The 15745-nt window shown below is 67.3% G+C and carries 17 protein-coding genes; 11 read left to right on the forward strand and 6 right to left on the reverse strand.

From position 1 onward, the window contains the following. Nucleotides 1–29 precede the first annotated feature (29 nt). On the reverse strand, nucleotides 30–1271 hold the full coding sequence (locus tag QRN07_RS04945) for a GAF domain-containing sensor histidine kinase (RefSeq protein ID WP_285240506.1): 1242 nt from the start codon (nucleotides 1269–1271) through the stop codon (nucleotides 30–32). 244 nt (nucleotides 1272–1515) lie between these two features. Between QRN07_RS04945 and uraD the strand changes: the two genes are divergently transcribed. The 5 genes from uraD to purM all read left to right on the forward strand — a co-directional run bounded on the left by uraD (nucleotide 1516) and on the right by purM (nucleotide 5649). Beyond that, the gene (uraD, locus tag QRN07_RS04950) at nucleotides 1516–2013 is read left to right on the forward strand and encodes a 2-oxo-4-hydroxy-4-carboxy-5-ureidoimidazoline decarboxylase (protein WP_285240507.1); all 498 of its coding nucleotides are present in this window, start codon (nucleotides 1516–1518) and stop codon (nucleotides 2011–2013) included. Next, nucleotides 2010–2348, forward strand: coding sequence for a hydroxyisourate hydrolase (gene uraH, locus QRN07_RS04955; protein WP_285240508.1), 339 nt, complete (start codon nucleotides 2010–2012; stop codon nucleotides 2346–2348). The genes uraD and uraH overlap by 4 nt, the downstream gene beginning before the upstream one ends. A 96-nt stretch (nucleotides 2349–2444) precedes the next feature. After that, the gene (locus tag QRN07_RS04960) at nucleotides 2445–2759 is read left to right on the forward strand and encodes a hypothetical protein (RefSeq protein ID WP_050686964.1); all 315 of its coding nucleotides are present in this window, start codon (nucleotides 2445–2447) and stop codon (nucleotides 2757–2759) included. A 47-nt stretch (nucleotides 2760–2806) separates the two neighbouring features. Continuing rightward, entirely contained in the window at nucleotides 2807–4480 is a 1674-nt protein-coding gene (gene purF / locus QRN07_RS04965; protein WP_050686966.1) for an amidophosphoribosyltransferase, read from the forward strand. Beyond that, entirely contained in the window at nucleotides 4477–5649 is a 1173-nt protein-coding gene (gene purM, locus QRN07_RS04970) for a phosphoribosylformylglycinamidine cyclo-ligase (protein WP_285240509.1), read from the forward strand. Before purF ends, purM begins: the two co-directional genes overlap by 4 nt. A 404-nt stretch (nucleotides 5650–6053) precedes the next feature. Here purM and QRN07_RS04975 read toward each other — a convergent pair whose 3' ends face one another. Next, nucleotides 6054–6287 carry a DUF3073 domain-containing protein gene (locus QRN07_RS04975; protein ID WP_050686970.1) on the reverse strand — a complete coding sequence of 78 codons (234 nt, stop codon included), beginning with the start codon at nucleotides 6285–6287 and terminating at the stop codon, nucleotides 6054–6056. Between the two features lie 270 nt (nucleotides 6288–6557). On the opposite strand from QRN07_RS04975, the gene QRN07_RS04980 reads away from it, so the two are divergent. After that, the gene (locus QRN07_RS04980; RefSeq protein WP_285240510.1) at nucleotides 6558–7217 is read left to right on the forward strand and encodes a septum formation family protein; all 660 of its coding nucleotides are present in this window, start codon (nucleotides 6558–6560) and stop codon (nucleotides 7215–7217) included. 3 nt (nucleotides 7218–7220) lie between these two features. On the opposite strand, the gene clpB is transcribed toward QRN07_RS04980, so the two are convergent. Further along, the gene (gene clpB / locus QRN07_RS04985) at nucleotides 7221–9902 is read right to left on the reverse strand and encodes an ATP-dependent chaperone ClpB (protein WP_285240511.1); all 2682 of its coding nucleotides are present in this window, start codon (nucleotides 9900–9902) and stop codon (nucleotides 7221–7223) included. Nucleotides 9903–10098: 196 nt separating this feature from the next. Continuing rightward, nucleotides 10099–10851 carry a S1 family peptidase gene (locus QRN07_RS04990; protein ID WP_050686975.1) on the reverse strand — a complete coding sequence of 251 codons (753 nt, stop codon included), beginning with the start codon at nucleotides 10849–10851 and terminating at the stop codon, nucleotides 10099–10101. 211 nt (nucleotides 10852–11062) lie between these two features. On the opposite strand from QRN07_RS04990, the gene QRN07_RS04995 reads away from it, so the two are divergent. From QRN07_RS04995 to QRN07_RS05005, 3 genes are all read left to right on the forward strand, one after another. Further along, nucleotides 11063–11932, forward strand: a complete 870-nt coding sequence (locus QRN07_RS04995) for a DUF4031 domain-containing protein (protein ID WP_285240512.1) — start codon at nucleotides 11063–11065, stop codon at nucleotides 11930–11932. Further along, nucleotides 11929–12768 (forward strand): 2-phosphosulfolactate phosphatase, encoded by an 840-nt coding sequence (locus QRN07_RS05000; protein WP_285240513.1) that lies wholly within the window; start codon nucleotides 11929–11931, stop codon nucleotides 12766–12768. Before QRN07_RS04995 ends, QRN07_RS05000 begins: the two co-directional genes overlap by 4 nt. A gap of 69 nt (nucleotides 12769–12837) precedes the next feature. Beyond that, nucleotides 12838–13224 carry a VOC family protein gene (locus tag QRN07_RS05005; RefSeq protein WP_285240514.1) on the forward strand — a complete coding sequence of 129 codons (387 nt, stop codon included), beginning with the start codon at nucleotides 12838–12840 and terminating at the stop codon, nucleotides 13222–13224. Nucleotides 13225–13248: 24 nt separating this feature from the next. Here the strand turns inward: QRN07_RS05005 and QRN07_RS05010 are convergent, their stop codons facing one another. Both QRN07_RS05010 and QRN07_RS05015 read right to left on the reverse strand, forming a co-directional pair. Then, a complete protein-coding gene (locus QRN07_RS05010; RefSeq protein WP_050686979.1) occupies nucleotides 13249–13650 on the reverse strand; it encodes a YccF domain-containing protein in 402 nt (133 codons plus the stop codon). A gap of 67 nt (nucleotides 13651–13717) precedes the next feature. After that, nucleotides 13718–14329 (reverse strand): phosphoribosylanthranilate isomerase, encoded by a 612-nt coding sequence (locus QRN07_RS05015; protein WP_050686980.1) that lies wholly within the window; start codon nucleotides 14327–14329, stop codon nucleotides 13718–13720. Between the two features lie 117 nt (nucleotides 14330–14446). On the opposite strand from QRN07_RS05015, the gene QRN07_RS05020 reads away from it, so the two are divergent. Both QRN07_RS05020 and QRN07_RS05025 read left to right on the forward strand, forming a co-directional pair. Further along, on the forward strand, nucleotides 14447–15010 hold the full coding sequence (locus QRN07_RS05020) for a HutD/Ves family protein (protein WP_050686981.1): 564 nt from the start codon (nucleotides 14447–14449) through the stop codon (nucleotides 15008–15010). 89 nt (nucleotides 15011–15099) lie between these two features. Further along, a complete protein-coding gene (locus QRN07_RS05025) occupies nucleotides 15100–15630 on the forward strand; it encodes a ferritin (protein WP_050686982.1) in 531 nt (176 codons plus the stop codon). The last annotated feature ends 115 nt before the right edge of the window (nucleotides 15631–15745 follow it).

The following is a 15745-nucleotide window of genomic DNA, read 5'->3' on the forward strand; positions in this document are numbered from 1 at the left end:
GCCTGCTGGGCGCCGGGAGCCGGCCGGCCCTAGTTACCCGTTGGGAACAGCACCGACACCGTGGCGCCGCCGCCCGGTGTCCCGCTGATCAGCAGGTCCCCGCCGTGGGCCTGGGCGATGCGCTCGCAGGTGGCCAGACCCAGTCCGGTTCCCGCGCCGTCGCCCGGCCGCCGGAGGCGGACCAGCGGCTCCACTGCCCGTTCCCGGTCTTCGGGGCTGATGCCCTTGCCGTTGTCCGCGACGTGCAGGATGACGCCCCGGGCCTTCCTGGTGGCGCTGATGAGCACCTGGAGCTCCCGGCTGCTGCTGCTGTAGTTCAGGGAGTTGGCCAGGAGGTTCTGGACCAGGGTCCGCAGCTGCGCCCTGTCGGCGAACATTTCCGCGTCCTCGCAGGTGATGCCGCTGGCCCCGCCAAGATCCAGGCCCAGGTCCTGGGCGGCTTCGGCGGCCACGGCCAGCAATGACACCCGCTCGCGGTTCAAGGCGCCGTTGGCCCGGGAGTAGTTCAGCACGTCCTCCAGGGTGCCCAGCATCCTGCGGCCGCCGCTGCCGATGTAGTCCAGGTACTCGGCCGCCGGGTGGCCCGCCGGGATATCGGGGTCGTCCTCCGCCAGCTCCACGTAGCCCAGGATGGTGGTGAGCGGGGTCCGCAGGTCGTGGCTGACGCGGCCGGCAAATTCCGCCAGCATGGTGTTGCTGCGCTGCAGCTCCTCGAGGGCATTGTTAAGCTGCAGCGTGCGGTGCTGCAGTTCCAGGAGTTCAACCACCTGCCGGGCCAGCACCTCCAAGAGGTCGATCTGTTCCACGGACGGCGCGTGCATCTGGTCGGAAAAGACGCACAGCGAGCCCAGCACCAGCCCTTCCGACGTCTCCAGCGGGACCGATGCGTAGAAACGCACTTCGGCAATTTCACCTGTCACAAAGGGGTTGCCCGCGAACCTCGGATCCGTGGACGCGTCCTGAACCACCGTGGTTGATCCACTGAGGAAAACGGCCGCGCACATCGAGTCCTCGCGGGAGCAGATCCCGGCGTTCACGCCTGAAGCGGCGATCTGCAGTTGCTGATCGGCGGTGATGATGTTGACGACGCTGTACGGCACCCCGCAAAGCGACGCCGCCAGCCGGACAAGATTGTCCAGCGAAGTCTGCGCCCGGCCGTCCAGGAGGGCCGGAACTTTGGTGCCGCTTTTCGGCAGCAGTCCGTATTCCTGCAGGTCAGAGTCACGCACCGCGTCGTCACCGGTCAGCATCTGCACAGCTGTCCCGTTCATGTTTCAGTTGCTCCCCAAGTTGTTGCCAACGGGGCAAGGCCCCTTCCGGTGATGATACCCAATGCCCGGACGCCTTGCTGTAGCCTCTTGACACGGCACCGCACCCTGGCCTTCAATATTACGTATGCTGAAATAACAGTTCCATGATGCGGAAGCCTGGCGTGCGCAAGCCGATGGGTGCCGGGAACTCCGGCCTCCGCATAGCCGTCACCATGGATGCCAGCATTCCAAGGAAGCAGCCAGCATGAAGCTTGCCGAATTTAACGCCGCGGATCCCTCCGCCGCCGCCACCACCCTCCGGCCCTGCGTCGACGTCACACGCTGGGTGGACGCCGTGGCCGCGGCCCGCCCCTTCGCGTCCAAGGCCGCCCTCCTCGAGTTCGCCTCCTCGGCGGCCGATCCATTCAGCGCCGCCGAGGTCGAAGCTGCCCTCGCCCACCACCCGCGGATCGGGGAACGCCCGACGGCGGCCGGAACCGAAGCGGCCATGTCCCGGTCCGAACAGGCCGGGGTGGACCCTGCCGACGCCGACGCCGCGACAGCCCTCGCCCACGGCAACAGGGAGTACGAGGAGAAGTTCGGCCGGGTCTTCCTGATCCGCGCGGCCGGACGCACCGCCCCGGAGATCCTTGATTCCCTGAACCGCCGGCTTGCCAACTCCCCCGCCGAGGAAGACACCATTGTGGCGCAGCAGCTGCGCGAGATTGCCGTACTTCGGCTCGAAGGACTGATCAGCGAGTGAGCGTCTCCCACGTCACCACCCACATCCTGGACACCGGCGCCGGCCGCCCCGCGGCGGGAGTCGCCGTCGTGCTCTATGCAAAGGACGCCGGAACCTGGCAGGAGCTGGCCCGCTCCACCACCGACGCCGACGGCAGGGCCAAGGACCTGGGACCCGGGCAGCTCGAACCCGGGCACTACCGGCTCAACTTTGCCACCGGCTCCTATTACGCCGGGCTGGCGACGGCAACGTTCTTCCCCGAGGTGGACCTGGTTTTTGAAGTCTCCGGGCCCGAGCACTACCACGTGCCGCTCCTCCTGAGCCCCTTCGCGTACTCCACGTACCGCGGCAGCTGATACCCGCCCGTTGCGCTATCACTTATGGTCGCCATCCGTCGGTTTTAGGAGCCATAAGTGATAGGGCAACGGGGGAGCGAATGTAGGCTTGATGGCATGTCTTTGAACCAACCCCCGGCCGAGCGGCGGGAAGTAACCGTCCGCCGTGCACCCAAGTATGTGCCGTTCCTGATCCTGGGGGCACTGGTGGGCGCCGGCGCCGCCGCGGTGGTGGCGTACGGCCTGCCCGGTGACCAGAGCTTCGATCCGGGCGCCGTGTTTGGCTTCTTTATGGTGATGTTCGGCGCCGGCGGCGCAATCCTGGGCGCCGTGCTGGCCCTGGTCCTGGACCGCCGCAGCGTGAAGCGGCAGCAGCGCGCAACGGTGGAGGCCGTGCCGGATTCCGAGCCGGACACCGATCCGCAGTCATAAACGGGCCACCGGAAATCTCCTACCCCATCTCATGAGATAATCGACCAGTGGCACGCGGCGATGGAAAACTTTCCCATGATCTTCTCCCTGGCGAAAAAGGCCCGCAGGACGCTTGTGGCGTCTTCGGAGTCTGGGCACCAGGTGAAGAAGTAGCAAAACTCACCTACTACGGGCTGTATGCGTTGCAGCACCGCGGACAGGAGTCCGCCGGCATCGCTACCAGCGACGGCAAACGCATCAACGTCTACAAGGACATGGGCCTGGTATCCCAGGTCTTTGACGAGACGACGTTGAATACCCTGACAGGGCACCTGGCCGTCGGCCACTGCCGTTATTCCACTACGGGCGCCAGCCACTGGGCCAACGCCCAGCCCACCCTTGGCGCCACCGCCACGGGCACCGTGGCACTGGCCCACAACGGCAACCTGACCAACACGGCCGAGCTCAACGCCATGATCAGTGAGCGCAATGGCGGCCAGCTCAGCGGCGAGATGAAGCAGGGCAACACCTCGGACACCGCCCTGGTCACCGCGCTGCTTGAAGGCGAAGCCGGAAAGACCCTTGAGCAGACGGCAATCGAGCTGCTGCCCAAGATCAAGGGCGGCTTCTGCTTTGTGTTTATGGACGAAGGCACCCTCTACGCAGCCCGCGACACCTACGGCATCCGCCCGCTGGTCCTGGGCCGGCTGGAGCGCGGCTGGGTGGTGGCCTCCGAACAGTCGGCCCTGGCCACCGTGGGCGCCAGCTTCATCCGCGAGATCGAGCCGGGCGAATTCATCGCCATCGACGAGGAAGGCGTGCGGTCCCAGCGCTTTGCGGAGCCGACGCCGGCCGGTTGCGTTTTCGAATACGTCTACCTTGCCCGTCCGGACGCCGCCATCGCGGGCCGTTCCGTCTATGAGTCCCGGGTGGAGATGGGCCGCCAGCTGGCCCGCGAAAACACCCAGGAGGCCGACATCGTGATCCCGGTCCCCGAATCCGGGACCCCCGCCGCGGTGGGCTACGCCGAGGAATCCGGCATCCCCTTCGCGCACGGTTTCGTCAAGAACTCCTATGTGGGGCGGACCTTCATCCAGCCGTCGCAGACGCTGCGGCAGCTGGGTATCCGGCTCAAGCTCAATGCCCTGGAATCCGTGATCCGCGGCAAGCGTGTGGTGGTGGTGGACGACTCGATCGTCCGCGGCAACACCCAGCGGGCCATCGTCAGGATGCTCCGCGAAGCCGGCGCCGCCTCCGTGCACGTAAAGATCTCCTCCCCGCCCGTCCAGTGGCCCTGCTTCTACGGCATCGACTTCGCCTCCCGCGCGGAGCTGATCGCCAACGGCGCCACCATCGACGAGATTTCCCAGGCCATTGGCGCCGATTCGCTGGCCTACATCTCCGAGGACGGCATGATCGGAGCCACCCGCCAGCCGCGGGAACGCCTCTGCACCGCCTGCTTCACCGGCAAGTACCCCATCGAGCTGCCTGGTTCGGACAAACTGGGCAAGAACCTGCTGGAACGGACGGACCTGGGTGGCCTCGCGCCGTCGTCGTCCGCCCTTCCCGGCGAGACTGCAGCCCTGGCCGTCGATTCCCACAACGACCCCGCCGAGAAGGCAGGCGCCACCGGCTGCGATCCCGGCCCGGACGCCGAATTTGAGAACCTGCTGACCGAAGCCGACATGGTGCCTGACGTACACGCCAGCGCCGCCGGCGCCGACAAGAAAGAGTCCGTATGACTTCCGCCAACACCGCCGCCGGGCCCGCTTCTGAGAAGCAGGGACAGATCACCTACGCCTCCGCAGGTGTGGACGTTGAAGCCGGCGACCGCGCCGTCGAGCTTATGAAGGGTGCCATCAAGGCCACCCACAACTCCTCGGTGATCGGCGGGGTGGGCGGCTTCGCCGGCCTCTACGACGTCTCGAAGCTGCTGACTTACAAAAAGCCGCTGCTGGCCACGTCCACGGACGGTGTCGGCACCAAGGTGGCCATCGCCCAGGCCATGGACATCCACGACACCATCGGGTTCGACCTGGTGGGCATGGTGGTGGACGACATCGTGGTGGTGGGCGCCGAACCGCTGTTTATGACCGATTACATCGCCTGCGGCAAGGTGGTGCCGGAACGCATCGCCGACATCGTCCGGGGCATCGCTGCTGCCTGCTCCGTGGCGGGCACCGCACTGGTGGGCGGCGAGACCGCCGAGCACCCGGGCCTGCTGGGTGAGCACGAATACGACGTCGCAGGTGCTGCCACCGGCGTGATCGAGGCCGACCAGCTGCTGGGCCCGGACCGGGTCCGCGCCGGCGACGTGGTGATCGGCATGGCGTCCTCCGGCCTGCACTCCAACGGCTACTCCCTGGTCCGCCGTGTCATCAACCACGCCGGCTGGGCCCTGGACCGCCAGGTTTCCGAGCTGGGCCGCACGCTGGGCGAGGAACTACTGGAGCCCACCCGCGTCTACGCAGCGGACTGCCTTGACCTGGCCCGCACCTTCCCGGTCAGCGCCTCCGCCGGCGGCGGCGCAGCTGTCCACGGCTTCAGCCACGTAACCGGCGGTGGCCTCGCCGCAAACCTGGCACGGGTCCTGCCGCAGGGCCTGGTGGCCACGGTGGACCGCGCCACGTGGGAACTTCCCGCCATCTTCAAGCTGGTCTCCGAGCTGGGCAACGTCCCGCTGGCGGACCTCGAGCGTACCCTGAACCTCGGTGTGGGCATGGTGGCCATCGTCTCACCGCAGGCCGCTGACGCCGCTGTTGCCCGCCTCAACGACCGTGGCCTGCCGGCCTGGGTCATGGGCACCGTTGCGGCCGACTCCGACTCTGTCGACAAAACCGGCCCGGATTACGTCCAGGGCGCCAAGGGCGTGGACGGCGGCGCCGTCCGCCTGGTCAACGCCTACGCCTGACCCCGCCTGGCCGGTACCTTCCGGTTGCGCTGCGGCAGCCCTGCGAAGCTTTAGCAGGGCTGCTGCGGCGCAACTGCGGCCTGGAGCCTTGCCCGGATTCCGGAGCCGCTCGGGCAGGCACAAAAAAACCGCCACCCGAGCCGGCTCTCTTACTGCGCAACAGCGGCCGGGCGCCTTGTCCGGATTCCGGAGCCGCCCGGGCAGGCACAAAAAAACCGCCACCCGAGCCGTTGGTACGGTGCCGGCGGCGGGCAGCTGACTGCATCCGGCGCGGGGAATCCTTCTGGATCCGGGTGCCGGAAAAGAAGCGCCGCACCCGCTGTGGTCACACGCGGGGCGTGCGGGAACAGCTGTGCGGCGGCGTCACAGCACTGCGGCCCGAAGGCCGGAGCGGCAAGCGACAACTAGCCGATGCGGCGGGTGTGTACCCCGTCGTCGTCTTCTTCCAAATCATCCGCGTACTTGTCCACGTAGGCCGAATAGTCCGGTTCAACCGGTTCGTTGGCGAAACGGCTCGGCGCACGGACTTCAGAGCTCTTAAGCTCACGCTGGAGAGCTGTGTAGTCAGTGTTCGGGGAATAGTACTTAATGTCCCGAGCCTGTTTGGTAGCTTTTGCCTTTTGACGGCCGCGCCCCATGGCGTGACCCCCTTTTGTACTCGGACCGGAGGTGGTCACCATTGGCGTTAGTGAGGCCCCGGAATGTTTGGTCAATTTGTCGTACCCCTAGATTACATGCTTTAAGCTGCCACTGCTTGCCAGCCGCGGCCTCCGCAGCCGGATCGCAGCAGCCCCCCCTTGCCGATCCCCCGGGTTTCCCGCTTTTTTGTTCGGTAGAGTCTTAAGAACAGCTGCCGGGACGGCCCGCACCGGATCCCGCAGTGCGGAAAACGCAGGAAGGTGCACCCCGTGAACCACCAGGATGTCCCACCCAGGCCTTCCACCCCGCCCGCCTCCGGCACGCCCTCGGCAGGCGGCGGCAGCAGCCCCGTCGGGGGCCCCAACCTGGCGCCCGCGGCTGACGCACCACGGCTGCCGAACCGGGCACTCAACCGGACAACCCTGTGGAAGGTGTTCTTCGCCGTCGTCCTGCTGCTCGTGGTGGGCGGGCTGGTATGGCTGGCGCTGTGGCTGAACTCCGGCCGGGATTCGAACGGGTCAACCAAGGACGGCGCCCTGGAAACGGCGGTCACGCCGGCCCCCACCGCATTGGAGTCCCCGAAAGAAGGCGTGGAGCCTGCCGGGTACGCGCTGGGCGACTGTTTCCGCGACTTCGATCCCGAGGCCCTGACGGCCACTGTTGTGCCGTGCACCACCGGCCACTCGGCGCAGCTGGTGTCGCTGTACCGCTACCCCGGCGACGGCACCTACCCCGGCTCGGACGCGCTCAAAGCCAAGGCGCAGGAGGCGTGCAGGGCCGCCAGGTTGTCCCCGGCGGCCGACGGCTACACGCTGGAGTTCCAGCGCAGCTACCCCAGCAGCACCAGCTGGGCATCCGGTGACCGCCGGGTGGACTGCTACGTCACGGCGGCCACCGGCAATGTCATCAATGCCAGCGTGCTGCCGTAGCCCTCAGTCCTTCCGCCGCACGGAAAGCCCGGCCCCTTCGAAGCGGCCGGCGCGGACCTGCTCCACAATTCCGTCACCCTGGTCACTGAGCGCAGCCAGGGTCCCGTCAGTGAGCTCGTCGACGTCGGCGGCGGTATCCACCAGCACCGTGTCACCATCGCTGATGTCGCCGGAGAGGATGGCCTTGGCCAGCCGGTCGCCGATCTCGCGCTGCACCAGCCGGCGGAGCGGGCGGGCGCCGTAGGCCGGGTCGAAGCCGGAGAGCGCCAGCCAGGACCTGGCGGCCTCGGTGACCTCCAGGGTGAGGCGGCGGTCCTGCAGCCGCCGGCCCATTTCCGCCACCTGCAGCTCCACAATCCGGGCCAGCTCCTCGACGTTCAGTGGGTCAAACAGCACCACTTCATCCAGCCGGTTCAGGAATTCGGGTTTGAAGGCGGCGTTTACGGTGGCCATCACGGCCTTCCGCTTGGCGTCCTGGTCCAGGGCCTGGTCCACCAGGAACTGGCTGCCGAGGTTCGAGGTCAGCACCAGGATGACGTTGCGGAAGTCCACGGTGCGGCCCTGCCCGTCGGTGAGGCGGCCGTCGTCCAGCACCTGCAGGAGGATATCGAAGACCTCGGGGTGGGCTTTTTCCACCTCATCAAGCAGCACCACTGAATACGGCCGGCGCCGGACGGCCTCGGTCAGCTGGCCGCCCTCCTCGTATCCCACGTATCCCGGCGGGGCGCCAACCAGCCTCGACACGGAGTGCTTCTCGCTGTACTCGGACATATCGATGCGCACCATGGCGCGTTCGTCGTCGAACAGGAAGTCCGCCAGGGCTTTGGCCAGCTCCGTTTTCCCCACGCCGGTTGGCCCCAGGAACAGGAACGATCCCGTGGGGCGGTTGGGGTCGCTGACGCCCGCCCGGGCCCGCCGGACAGCGTCCGAAACCGCAGTGACGGCCTGCTGCTGCCCGATCAGGCGGTGCCCCAGCTCGTCCTCCATGTGGAGCAGCTTCTGGCTTTCGCCCTGCAGCATCCGGCCTGCCGGGATGCCGGTCCAGGCCGAGATGACTTCGGCGATGTCGTCCGCGGTAACCTGCTCCGCCACCATCTGGGCTGACTTGTCCGTCACTGCGGCCTCGGCTTCGGCGGCTGCCTTCAGTTCGTGCTCCAGGGCGGGGATTTCGCCGTATTCGATCCGGGATGCGGTCTCCCAGTCGCTTTCGCGTTTGGCCTTCTCGCCGGCTATCCGCAGCCCATCGAGTTTGGCTTTGAGGTCTCCCACCCGGTTCAGGCCCGCCTTCTCGGCATCCCAGCGGGCGTTCAAGCCGTCCAGTTCCTCGGTTTTGTCGGCTTTGTCAGCCCGCAACGCGGCCAGGCGTTCCACCGAGGCCTGGTCGGTCTCCTTGGCAAGGGCCAGTTCCTCCATGGTCAGCCGGTCCACGGCGCGGCGCAGCTGGTCGATTTCCACCGGTGCTGAGTCAATTTCCATGCGCAGCCGGGACGCGGCCTCGTCCACGAGGTCAATGGCCTTGTCCGGCAGCTGGCGGCCGGAAATGTAGCGGTTGGACAGGCCGGCGGCGGCCACCAGCGCGGAGTCGGCGATGGTCACCTTGTGGTGGGCCTCATAGCGGGCCTTCAGGCCACGGAGGATGCCAATGGTGTCCTCCACGCTGGGCTCGCCCACGTACACCTGCTGGAAGCGGCGTTCCAGGGCCGGGTCCTTTTCGATGTTCTCGCGGTACTCATCCAGGGTGGTCGCACCGATCAGCCGCAGTTCGCCCCGGGCCAGCATCGGCTTGAGCATGTTGCCGGCATCCATTGACGACTCACCGGTGGCACCCGCCCCCACTACCGTATGGATTTCATCGATGAACGTGACAATCTGGCCGTCAGAGTTCCGGATCTCCTCCAGGACGGCTTTCAGCCGCTCCTCGAACTCGCCGCGGTACTTGGCGCCGGCCACCATGGACGCAAGGTCCAGGGAGATCAGGGTCTTGCCGCGCAGGCTTTCCGGCACGTCGTTGGCCACCATACGCTGCGCCAGGCCCTCCACCACGGCAGTCTTGCCCACGCCCGGCTCGCCAATGATGACCGGGTTGTTTTTGGTCCGGCGGCTCAGGACCTGGACGATCCGGCGGATTTCGGTGTCCCGCCCGATCACCGGGTCCAGTTTGCCTGCCCGTGCCATAGCGGTGAGGTCGGTGCCGAATTTTTCGAGCGACTGGAACGTGTTCTCCGGATCCGGGCTGGTGACTTTCCGGTCGCCGCGGACTCCCGGCACTGCGGCGCGCAGCGCTTCATGGGAGGCGCCGGCGTCGCGCAGGATCCGTCCGACGGAGTCGCTGCCGGCCGCAAGTCCCAACAGCAGCACCTCGGTGGAGACGTAGGTATCGCCCAGGCTTTCGGCCTCGGTGTTGGCGTTCTGGATTGCCTGCAGCGCCGGCCGGGAGAGCTGCGCCTGCTGGGTGGAGCCGCCGGATGCTGCGGGCAGGGCCTTGATGGCGCTGCTGGCCTGCACACTGACGGCATCAGGATCGGCGCCGGCTGCCTTCAGCAGCGCCACAGCCACGCTGTCGCGCTGGTCCATCAGCGCCTTGAGCAGGTGGGCGGGCTCCACCTGGGGGTTTCCGGCGGTGGAGGCGTTCATGGCGGCGGCCGAGAGGGCCTCCTGGCTCTTGGTGGTGAATTTGACGTCCAACGAGGGCTCCTTTCAGGGGCGGAAATTCTAAGTTGAGTCTACAACGCTCAACTTTGTGAAAGGAACCTTTTAGGCCGATCCGGACGGCAGTAACGTCTGCCCTCAGCGAACATGCGCCGCCAGCGTGGCTGGCGGCGACAAAACGGCGGCCGGCCCCTTGGGGGGAGCCGGCCGCCGATGGTTCTGTTCCGGAGCCTTACGAGCCAGCCACCCCGGAGACGCTGGTGATCCAGCTGAGGTTGCGGGCCACCGAGGCGTGGTCGTTGTAGTAGCGGGTAAACGTTGACGGGTTGGGTGTGGGCAGAATGCTCGATGTCGACAACACACCCACCAGCTTGCCGTTCACCACCAGGGGCCCGCCGGAGTCGCCGCCCAGCGTGTGGCCGGATTGCGACTGGGTGCGCACCGAGACGCCCCCATACGTGTCGCTGCCCTGGCCCGCCACGGTGACGTTCGCGGTTTTGAAGGTGTAGGACATGGTTCCGGCGCCCTCGGTCTGGTCGCCCCAGCCATAGACCTTGGCGGCAGCACCGGTGGCGGGGACGCTGCCGGACAGGCCCACATAGGAGCCGTAATGCGGGGTGGAGAGCTTAAGGAGCAGGACATCCCCCGTGCTGGAGGCATAACGGCCGGCAACCGTCTTCACCGTGCCGCCGGTCTCCAGATACGTGGTGCCCAGCCGCACCGACTGCAGCGACGGGGAATCGCAGTGCTTGGCGGTGATGACCCAGTTCGCCGAGATCTGGCTGCCTGTGCAGCCCACATTGGTCCCCGTGGCGTCGAAGGAAATCTGCGCCGCGTAGGGTGCCGCCGAAATCGTCGTGGTGGCACCGCCCGCGATGTCCGGGCTGGCACTGTCTCCGCCGGCGGCCGGAGCAGCATGGGCCGGCAGCGGCCCCATCAGTGCGGCGGCAGCGGCGGCGGTGGCAAGAATCCTGGCGAGTTTCAAAGCGGTGGCTCCTTCGCGGATGCCTGGCGCAGCCGTCGTCGGGACGCCAGGTCGGTTCGGTGTAGGCGGGCGGGAAGAGGTGGTGACTGTCCGCCCCTCCGGAGACTACCGGTCTTTATTATTCTTGTCACGGGCTATGACAAACTTGTAATACGCAGCCGGGAGCGCGCTGGCAGGCTGGGCGCCGGAGCCGGCCTACTAGACTTCCGTCATGGCCATCTACATCGACCCGCCGCTTTGGCCTGCGCACGGGACGCACTTCTCCCATCTGGTTTCGGATGGGTCGCTGGCGGAACTGCACGCCTTTGCCGCCGCGGCCGGTATTCCCGAAAGGGCATTCGACGGCGACCACTACGACGTGGCGGAGCGCCGCTTCGATGACCTGGTGGCGGCGGGCGCCTTGCCCGTCGAAGCCAGGGTCCTGGTCCGCAAACTCATTGCCAGCGGCCTGCGCATTCCCGCCCGGCAGCGGAACAAGTCCCTGAAGGTCCCGCTTCAGGACCGCTGGGAGGCCGTTATGCCCGGCCACGACGCCCTCTTCCTGGACCTGCTGGACCGGTGGAGTGAACCGCACCGGCACTATCACGGCCGCACCCATCTGCTGTCCATCCTCGAAGCCCTGGACCTCCTTAACGAACTGGCTGCTGTTCCCAGGACAGTCCTTTTGGCCGCATGGTTCCACGACGCCGTCTACCAGGGAATCCCCGGGCAGGACGAAGAGGAGTCGGCGCGGCTGGCCCTGGACCGGCTCCGCGGCACCGGGCTGCCGGCGGCCGAGGTCGAGGAGGTGGCCCGGCTGGTCCTGCTGACCAGCCACCACCGCCCCGAAGCCGGAGACACCGACGGGGCGCTGCTCTGTGATGCCGATCTTTCCGTCCTTGGCGGCGACCCGGCGGAATACGCCCGGTACCTTGCCGCCGTCCGGCTCGATTACGCGCACGTGCCTGACGCTGATTTCGCCGCCGGCCGGGCCGCCGTCGTCCGCCGTCTCCTGGACCTTGAGCCTTTGTTCCACGGACGGCGCGCAAGGGACCTTTGGTTGGGCGCCGCGCACCGGAACCTGCACGGAGAACTGGCATGAACGCACCGGGAACGAACCCCCGCCACGTGCATACCGCAAGTGCGGCGCACCGCCAACTGCCTTTCATGGTCAGGCTGGAGTGGGGTCACGACGGCGCCGCGACGGTTGCGCCCGGCACCGACCTCGCCGTGGTGGTGGACGTCCTCTCCTTCACCACGTGCGTCAGTGTGGCCCTGGACCGCGGCGCGGAGGTTGTTCCGTACCGCTGGCGGGATACGGGCGCCGAGGATTTCGCTGCCCACCATAATGCGCTGCTGGCCGGACCGCGTGACGGCGGCGGGCTGAGCCTGTCCCCCGCCAGCCTGCGGACCGCGCAGTCCCTGGGCCGGGTGGTACTGCCATCCCCCAACGGCTCCGAACTGTGCCACCAGCTGGCAGGCGAAGTGCCCCTGGTTGCCGCTGTTTGCTTGCGGAACGCCGCCGCCACTGCGGACTGGGTGGCAGCCAACCTGCCGGCAGACGCTGTGATCGCCGTGATTGCGGCCGGTGAACGCTGGCCCGATGGCAGCCTGCGCCCTGCCGTGGAGGATGCGATCGGCGCCGGCGCGTTCCTCACCGCCCTGGCTGCGCAGTGGCCCGCCAGGATTGCTGCGGACAATTCCCGGGGCGGACCCGAGGAAGGCGACTTTGACTGGCACGGGTATTCGCCGGAAGCGGTTGCTGCGGCGGCGGTCTTCGGAGCGGCCGAACCAAGCCTCCGGGAGATGCTGCACGGCTGTTCCAGCGGCCGTGAACTGGTGGGGGCGGGCTTTGCGGAGGATGTGGATATCGCCGCCGAACTGGACGGCAGCGACTCGGTGGCCATCCTGTCGGACGGGATTTTCCGGCGGCCCTGACCGGTTCCCTCGGGTTGCCTCGGCGGCGTGGTCCTTTACGGCCTGCGCCGGCAGTGCAACACTGCTCGGATGAGCCTGCGCATCCAAGCCGTCTGCATTGATTCCACCGATCCCCGGGTCCCGGCAGCCTTCTGGGAAGCCGCCCTGGGTTGGCGGCGGACCTACGAGGAGGCGGACGAGATTGTGCTGGAGCCGCCCGCGGGCAGTCCCGAAGACGGGGTCAGTCCGGACCTGCTGTTCCTGAAGGTACCCGAAGCCAAAGGACCCAAAAACAGGCTGCACCTTGACCTCCGGCCGGAGAACCGGGACGCCGAAGTGGCCCGGCTGGAAGGCCTGGGCGCCAAGCAGGTCTCCGTGGGCCAGGGGCCGGACGTCACCTGGGTGGTGATGGCCGATCCTGACGGCAACGAATTTTGTGTGCTGCGGGCCCTGCGGCCGGACGAAATGCCAGGCTAGCTGCACTGCCCAGCCAGCTGCGGCCTACCGGTACGCCTGGACGAACGGGGTGTTGCTGGGCACGATCTGCTTGCCCAGCGGCATCAGGGACACCGGGATGAGCTTGAGGTTGGCGATGGCCAGCGGGATGCCGATGATGGTGACGGCCATCGCGATCGCGGTGGCCACATGGCCGATGGCGATCCAGATCCCGGCCACCAGCAGCCAGATCACGTTGCCCAGCAGGGCGAACGGCCCGTTTCCGCCCGGTTTGTCCACCACCATCTGCCCGAAAGGCCACAGTGCGTAGGCCGCAATGCGGAACGACGCGATCCCCCACGGGATGGTGACGATCAGCAGGCAGCAGATGATCCCGGCCGCGAAGTAGCCCAGGGCAAGCCAGAACCCGCCGAATACCAGCCAGATGATGTTGAGCAGAGTCTTCATCTGTCCATTGTCCCCCGACGGGTTGGCTTCCGCGGTGGGTGACCACCCTGAACGATCCCTGAAAAACCTAGGTGCGGACGCCGGGCTTGGCCGCGTGGACAAAGGCCCGGATCCTGGCCAGGTCCTTGACCCCGCGGGACGCCTCCACGCCGGAGGAAACATCCACACCCCAGGCCTGCGCCGCCCCGGCGGCGGCAGCCACGTTGCCGGCGTCCAGTCCGCCGGCCAGCAGCCAGGACCGGCCGGCAAGCACCGGCAAGGCAGCCACCGAAGCATAGTCCCACGACTCACCCGAGCCCGGGACCGCGGCGTCGATCAGGAGCAGGTCCTCACCCCAGTCCTCGAACTCTTCCGCAGTGGCACCCAGGGTGATGGCCCGGACCACCTTCATGCCGGCGTCGTGCACTTTGGCAACGTCTTCCCGGGTCCTGGTGCCGTGCAGCTGGATCCAGTCGAGGCCGGCCGCGCGGGCGATTGGGGCGGCATCCGCCAGCGGCTCGTCACGGAACACGCCGATGGGCGTCACACCCGCCGGGACCTCCGCGAGCAGCGCCGCCGCCTGGGACGGCGAAACCACTCTTGGGCTGGCGGTCAGGACAAACCCCACGGCATCCGCCCCGGCCGCCACTGCTTCGCGGACCGATTCGGGCGTGCTGAGACCACACACTTTGACGAACATTCCCGGCTCCTTCAGGTACGTTTACGTGTTGTCCCCCGGGTGGAGAGTAGCAGGGACGGCCCCTTCCCGCGATGCGCGATGGCACCTCCGCCGGCTGCCGGGAACTAGGCTGGGCTGATGCAGATCATCCGCTTCGCAGACCTTAAGGCCACCCCCTGGCGCAACGGCGGCGGGGTGACCCGGGACCTGGCCAGCCACCCGCAGGGCGCGGCGGCCCAGGACTGGGACTGGCGGGTGAGCATTGCCGAGGTCACCAAAGCCGGTGATTTCTCCCCGTTCCCGGGCATGGAGCGGGTCCTCACTGTGGTGGAAGGTGAGCTGCTGCTGCTCACGGTGGACGGAGCGGACCATCCCCTGGAAAAGTATCGCCCGTTCCGGTTCGACGGCGGCGCACCGGCCGCCGGTTCGCTGCCCACCGGCGACATCCGCAACCTCGACGTCATCACCCGCAGCGGAAAGTTCAAGGGGTACACCTCCATCATTGAGCTGTCCAAAAAGCGTGCGCATCCCGTTTTTGCGGGGCAGCTTGCCGTGCTGCTGCAGGGGCAGGCAGCGGCCAGCGTGGCGGGCGGCGGCCCTGTGGACCTGGGCCGGTACGACGCCGTGGTGGGCGCCGACGAAAGCTCCCCCGAAATCCTGGGGCGGGGTTTCCTGGCTGTGGTCTCGGTCGACGCCGTCTGAGCGTTACCGCAGGTAGGCCAGCCTTTCCTTCCGCAAGCCGAGCCTTCCCACACTGGCTGGCCCGCGCGGCCGAACCCTAGACTCAAGCCATGACTTCCTCCACGTTCAACGCGCTCCTGTCCACCCAGATCGGCAACGAGTTCACGGCCTCGCAGCAGTACATTGCGGTGGCCACCTGGTTTGCCAACGAAGACCTCCCGCAGCTTGCCCGCTACTTCTACCGGCAGTCCGTGGAAGAGCGCAACCACGCCATGATGATGGTGCAGTACATGCTGGACCGGGACATCCCGTTCACCATCCCCGGCGTTCCCGCGGTCCGCAACGACTTCTCTTCGGTGACCGAGCCCCTGGCCCTGGCGCTGGAGCAGGAAAAGGAAGTCACCCGCAACATCGAGGCCCTGTTCCGGGCCGCCCGCGGCGAGAACGACGCCCTCGGTGAGCAGTTTATGCTGTGGTTCCTGAAGGAGCAGGTGGAGGAAGTGGCGTCCATGACCACGTTGCTGAACATTGCAGAGCGCGCGGACAACCTGTTCGACATCGAGAACTTCATCGCCCGCGAAACCGTGGGCGACAGCGGCCAGGACGCCTCGGCCCCGGAAACCGCGGGCGGCTCGCTCTAAGCCCACCCCCTCGGCCCAGCCCCGCGCCGCCCGGCGCCGCCCCTCCCAACTGACTCGCAGTTGTTGTCGTTTTGAGCCTCGAAAACGACAACAACTGCCAGTCAGTTGGGCTGGG

The sequence above is a fragment of the Pseudarthrobacter sp. MEB009 genome (assembly GCF_030208875.1).
Classification (GTDB): domain Bacteria; phylum Actinomycetota; class Actinomycetes; order Actinomycetales; family Micrococcaceae; genus Arthrobacter.

What these genes read in the sequence shown, in the direction of transcription:
- QRN07_RS04960 (WP_050686964.1), top strand. Translation starts at nt 2,445, where the DNA reads ATGTCTTTGAACCAACCCCCGGCCGAGCGGCGGGAAGTAACCGTCCGC.
- QRN07_RS05000 (WP_285240513.1), top strand. Translation starts at nt 11,929, where the DNA reads ATGAACGCACCGGGAACGAACCCCCGCCACGTGCATACCGCAAGTGCG.
- purM (WP_285240509.1), top strand. Translation starts at nt 4,477, where the DNA reads ATGACTTCCGCCAACACCGCCGCCGGGCCCGCTTCTGAGAAGCAGGGA.
- uraD (WP_285240507.1), top strand. Translation starts at nt 1,516, where the DNA reads ATGAAGCTTGCCGAATTTAACGCCGCGGATCCCTCCGCCGCCGCCACC.
- QRN07_RS04975 (WP_050686970.1), bottom strand. Translation starts at nt 6,287, where the DNA reads ATGGGGCGCGGCCGTCAAAAGGCAAAAGCTACCAAACAGGCTCGGGAC.
- QRN07_RS05025 (WP_050686982.1), top strand. Translation starts at nt 15,100, where the DNA reads ATGACTTCCTCCACGTTCAACGCGCTCCTGTCCACCCAGATCGGCAAC.
- QRN07_RS05015 (WP_050686980.1), bottom strand. Translation starts at nt 14,329, where the DNA reads ATGTTCGTCAAAGTGTGTGGTCTCAGCACGCCCGAATCGGTCCGCGAA.
- QRN07_RS05020 (WP_050686981.1), top strand. Translation starts at nt 14,447, where the DNA reads ATGCAGATCATCCGCTTCGCAGACCTTAAGGCCACCCCCTGGCGCAAC.
- QRN07_RS04995 (WP_285240512.1), top strand. Translation starts at nt 11,063, where the DNA reads ATGGCCATCTACATCGACCCGCCGCTTTGGCCTGCGCACGGGACGCAC.
- QRN07_RS04945 (WP_285240506.1), bottom strand. Translation starts at nt 1,271, where the DNA reads ATGAACGGGACAGCTGTGCAGATGCTGACCGGTGACGACGCGGTGCGT.
- QRN07_RS05010 (WP_050686979.1), bottom strand. Translation starts at nt 13,650, where the DNA reads ATGAAGACTCTGCTCAACATCATCTGGCTGGTATTCGGCGGGTTCTGG.
- QRN07_RS05005 (WP_285240514.1), top strand. Translation starts at nt 12,838, where the DNA reads ATGAGCCTGCGCATCCAAGCCGTCTGCATTGATTCCACCGATCCCCGG.